This is a genomic window from Bacillus sp. LR_5 (genome assembly GCF_042709275.1).
This window is the reverse complement of sequence record NZ_JAVAXX010000432.1, coordinates 1-3,703: the sequence shown is the minus strand read 5'-3', so window position 1 is coordinate 3,703 and position 3,703 is coordinate 1. Positions and strand designations below refer to the sequence as shown.

Here is a 3,703-nt window from a genome sequence, read left to right as displayed (position 1 = left end):
ACTTTCAAAAGATATGAAACTTACGGCACCAGTGAATTATGACTGTAAACCCTTATATCATGCGGCTTCAGCTCATGCCAACACGGTGCCAAGTTAAGATTATCATCATTTAAACCATCTGAAGAAATGGCTTTAAATCAAGGGTTTGGGTGACCCTTTTATAAATCATTCCGTACCATTTTATAAAAATAATCAAGTTCGAAATGGAAGGTTCAATCGATTATTTTTTTATAAAAAGGACGTGACTGGTTTTCAGTCGCGTCCTTTTTGTATGCAGAAGAAAAACCGCTGGCCGAGGGGCCGCGGTTTTTTACTCTTCTTCTGTCTCTTGATTGATAATTTGCTTTACAGATGATCTGCTGTTATTTTCTCTGTTCATCTCCCGCAATTGAGTATAAGCCATATCGAATTCCTCTTTTGTCATCTGCTTTGCGGCTAATGCAGAGCATAATATAGCAAAAGCAATTGGCATTGTATCAATGTGAATGTCGATATGGACCTCTGAGTTGCCGCTGTTTTTGATAACAGATTCAGTAGTGGGTATCTCTTGAGTATGTCTGTTGAGAGGAATGATGTTTTCGTTCATTAGTCTTCTCCGTCTTGTGACTGCGCCTGTGCCTGATCCTGATCTGTATTCACGCTGACCACGACTTTTGCATTACCGCTGTTTTGGACTTTTGCGACTGCCGCATCGCGTCTGTTTTCTTCATTTTCATGACGATTTTCGCTCATGGTATCATCCTTTCTCTATTGATAGTGACAGGATATTCGATAGGAGAGTAAAGAGATTGGACGAACTTCGCGGTTTTTCCACATTAGGGCAAAAGGTCGAAGGAAAGCATTCTATTTGGTAAAATGAATAGACATTATAATAGAAAAGGTGTTTGCATATGAAATCGTACATCATCGTCGGCGCAGGGATTCTGGGCGCGTCGACGGCTTATCATCTCGCAAAATCAGGCGCTCGCGTTACTGTCATTGATCGGAAAGAGCCGGGACAAGCGACTGATGCGGCGGCGGGGATCGTCTGTCCATGGCTCTCGCAACGCCGTAATCAGGATTGGTACCAGCTTGCTAAGGGGGGAGCGCGGTACTATAAGGATTTAATCCATCAATTGGAAAAAGACGGTGAATCGGATACAGGATACAAACGTGTCGGTGCCATCAGCATTCATACTGACGCGTCTAAACTCGATAAAATGGAGGAAAGGGCGTATAAGAGACGGGAGGATGCGCCGGAAATCGGCGACATTACCCGCTTGTCTGCAAGTGAAACGAAAAAGCTGTTTCCGATTTTAGCTGACGGCTATGAATCGGTTCATATCAGCGGTGCCGCCCGTGTAAACGGAAGAGCGCTGTGCCGGTCGCTTTTAAGCGCTGCAGAGAAACGCGGCGCAACGGTCATCAAAGGAAATGCGCATTTGCTTTTTGAAAACGGAACAGTCACCGGCGTGCAAACAGATACAAAGCAGTTTGCGGCTGACGCGGTCATTGTGACGGCGGGAGCATGGGCCAATGAGATATTGAAGACTCTTGGCATTCATTTTCAAGTGTCATTTCAAAAAGCGCAGATTATGCATTTTGAAATGCCAGATGCAGATACAGGATCGTGGCCGGTTGTAATGCCGCCGAGTGATCAGTACATTCTTTCGTTTGATAACGGCAGAATTGTAGCCGGCGCCACACACGAAAACGATGCCGGTCTTGATGATCTTCGTGTGACAGCCGGAGGCCAGCACGAAGTATTGAGCAAAGCGTTAGCCGTTGCACCGGGTCTTGCTGATGCGGCTGCTGTTGAAACAAGAGTGGGCTTCAGGCCGTTTACACCGGGTTTTCTGCCGGTCGTAGGGGCCGTGCCGAATGTTCAAGGCCTATATGCTGCAAACGGTTTGGGTGCTTCTGGACTGACGATGGGGCCGTTCTTGGGTGCAGAGCTCGCAAAGCTAGTTCTTGGAAAGCAGACAGAATTAGACCTTAGTCCTTATCATCCAGTCGAAGCACTTGCATAATAAGTAAGAGCATAACAAACAAATATAATAAAGCTGTTCTAGCTTTTCTTTTCTGTATGTGTTAGCATTTATCTTTAATGAAAAAGAGGACGTGAACTGATTTTGATAAAAATTGATATACCCGCACCGAATGTCACCATCACTGAACGACAGCAGTCAGCTAATGATAACGAGCCGAAGATAAAACCGATTCACGGATTCATCGACTTTCACCAGATCCCAAGGGACAAAGGCGGCATTTTTATGTTTTACAACATTCATGACGAGCTGCTGTTTGTCGGTAAAGCCAGAAAGTTAAGACAGAGAATTAAGAAGCATTTCGAAGACACTGTTTCACCGATCAAACATCACAGAGACGAAGTATATAAAATTGAGGTATGTGTAGTTGATGATCCAATGGAAAGAGAGATTTACGAAACATATATCATCAATACACAGCACTCGAAGTACAACATAGACAAGGTATTTTTTAAATAAGACGTCAGTCTGCGGATTGAACAGCGAGCCAGAGCTTAAGTCAAGTTCTGGCTTTTGATTTGGGCATTTTTTCGCATATAGACCCTTTGTCTATCATTCGAATAAATTATTGAGAAATTTCAGAAAATAATATTGACAATCCTAGCCGCGGACTTTAATATAACAATATATAATGTTATATAACGTTATATAATAAAAACGGGGAGTGAAGGATTTGAGTCAGGCCACAGCAAAAGTAAATCGTGAGGTTCAAGCTTTCTTGCAGGATTTGAAAGGGAAAACCATTGATCATGTATTCTTTGTCGCATGCGGAGGGTCTTCTGCCATTATGTATCCGAGTAAGTATGTGTTTGACAGAGAGTCAAAATCAATAAACTCCGACCTCTACAGCGCCAACGAATTTATTCAGCGCAACCCTGTTCAGCTTGGTGAAAAGTCTCTTGTTATTTTGTGCTCGCATTCGGGAAATACCCCGGAGACAGTCAAAGCTGCTGCGTTTGCAAGGGGCAAGGGTGCACTTACGATTGCGATGACGTTTAAACCGGAGTCTCCTTTAGCGCAGGAAGCGCAATATGTTGTCCAGTACGATTGGGGTGATGAGGCGCTTGCGATCAATACAAACTATGGCGTTTTGTATCAAATCGTTTTTGGAACCCTGCAAGTATTAGAAAACAATACGAAATTCCAACAAGCAATTGAAGGCTTAGATCAATTGCAGGCTGTATATGAAAAAGCCCTTAAGCAGGAAGCTGACAACGCCAAGCAATTTGCAAAAGCCCATGAAAAAGAAAGTATTATTTATACCATGGCAAGCGGTGCAAACTACGGTGTCGCTTACTCCTACAGCATCTGCATTCTCATGGAAATGCAATGGATTCATTCCCACGCCATTCATGCCGGAGAATATTTTCACGGACCGTTTGAAATTATTGATGAATCCGTGCCGTTTATCATCCTGCTCGGTTTAGATGAAACAAGACCTCTTGAAGAGCGGGCGCTTACCTTCTCGAAAAAGTATGGCAAAAAGCTCACTGTGCTTGATGCTGCATCTTACGACTTCACTGCAATTGACGATTCAGTTAAAGGCTATCTTGCTCCGCTCGTTCTCAATCGTGTGCTGAGAAGCTATGCAGACGAGCTGGCAGAGGCGAGAAATCATCCTTTATCTCATAGAAGATATATGTGGAAAGTTGAGTATTGATCTGAAAATGAGGAAC

5 protein-coding genes are annotated in these 3,703 nt (G+C 43.6%); 3 read left to right on the top strand and 2 right to left on the bottom strand.

What is annotated here, in order from left to right; translation table 11 throughout:
- Positions 1–310 precede the first annotated feature (310 nt).
- Positions 311–586 carry a hypothetical protein gene (locus tag RAC86_RS36480; protein ID WP_003243521.1) on the bottom strand — a complete coding sequence of 92 codons (276 nt, stop codon included), beginning with the start codon at positions 584–586 and terminating at the stop codon, positions 311–313.
- Positions 586–732, bottom strand: coding sequence for an acid-soluble spore protein SspG (gene sspG, locus RAC86_RS36475; protein ID WP_003228613.1), 147 nt, complete (start codon positions 730–732; stop codon positions 586–588). The genes RAC86_RS36480 and sspG overlap by 1 nt, the downstream gene beginning before the upstream one ends.
- A gap of 158 nt (positions 733–890) precedes the next feature.
- Here sspG and RAC86_RS36470 point away from each other — a divergent pair, with 158 nt between their 5' ends.
- From RAC86_RS36470 to frlB, 3 genes are all read left to right on the top strand, one after another.
- Positions 891–2,009 (top strand): NAD(P)/FAD-dependent oxidoreductase, encoded by a 1,119-nt coding sequence (locus RAC86_RS36470; RefSeq protein WP_377886763.1) that lies wholly within the window; start codon positions 891–893, stop codon positions 2,007–2,009.
- 102 nt (positions 2,010–2,111) lie between these two features.
- On the top strand, positions 2,112–2,486 hold the full coding sequence (locus tag RAC86_RS36465; RefSeq protein WP_003228617.1) for a nucleotide excision repair endonuclease: 375 nt from the start codon (positions 2,112–2,114) through the stop codon (positions 2,484–2,486).
- Between the two features lie 214 nt (positions 2,487–2,700).
- On the top strand, positions 2,701–3,687 hold the full coding sequence (frlB, locus tag RAC86_RS36460; protein WP_377886761.1) for a fructosamine deglycase FrlB: 987 nt from the start codon (positions 2,701–2,703) through the stop codon (positions 3,685–3,687).
- Positions 3,688–3,703: the final 16 nt, after the last annotated feature.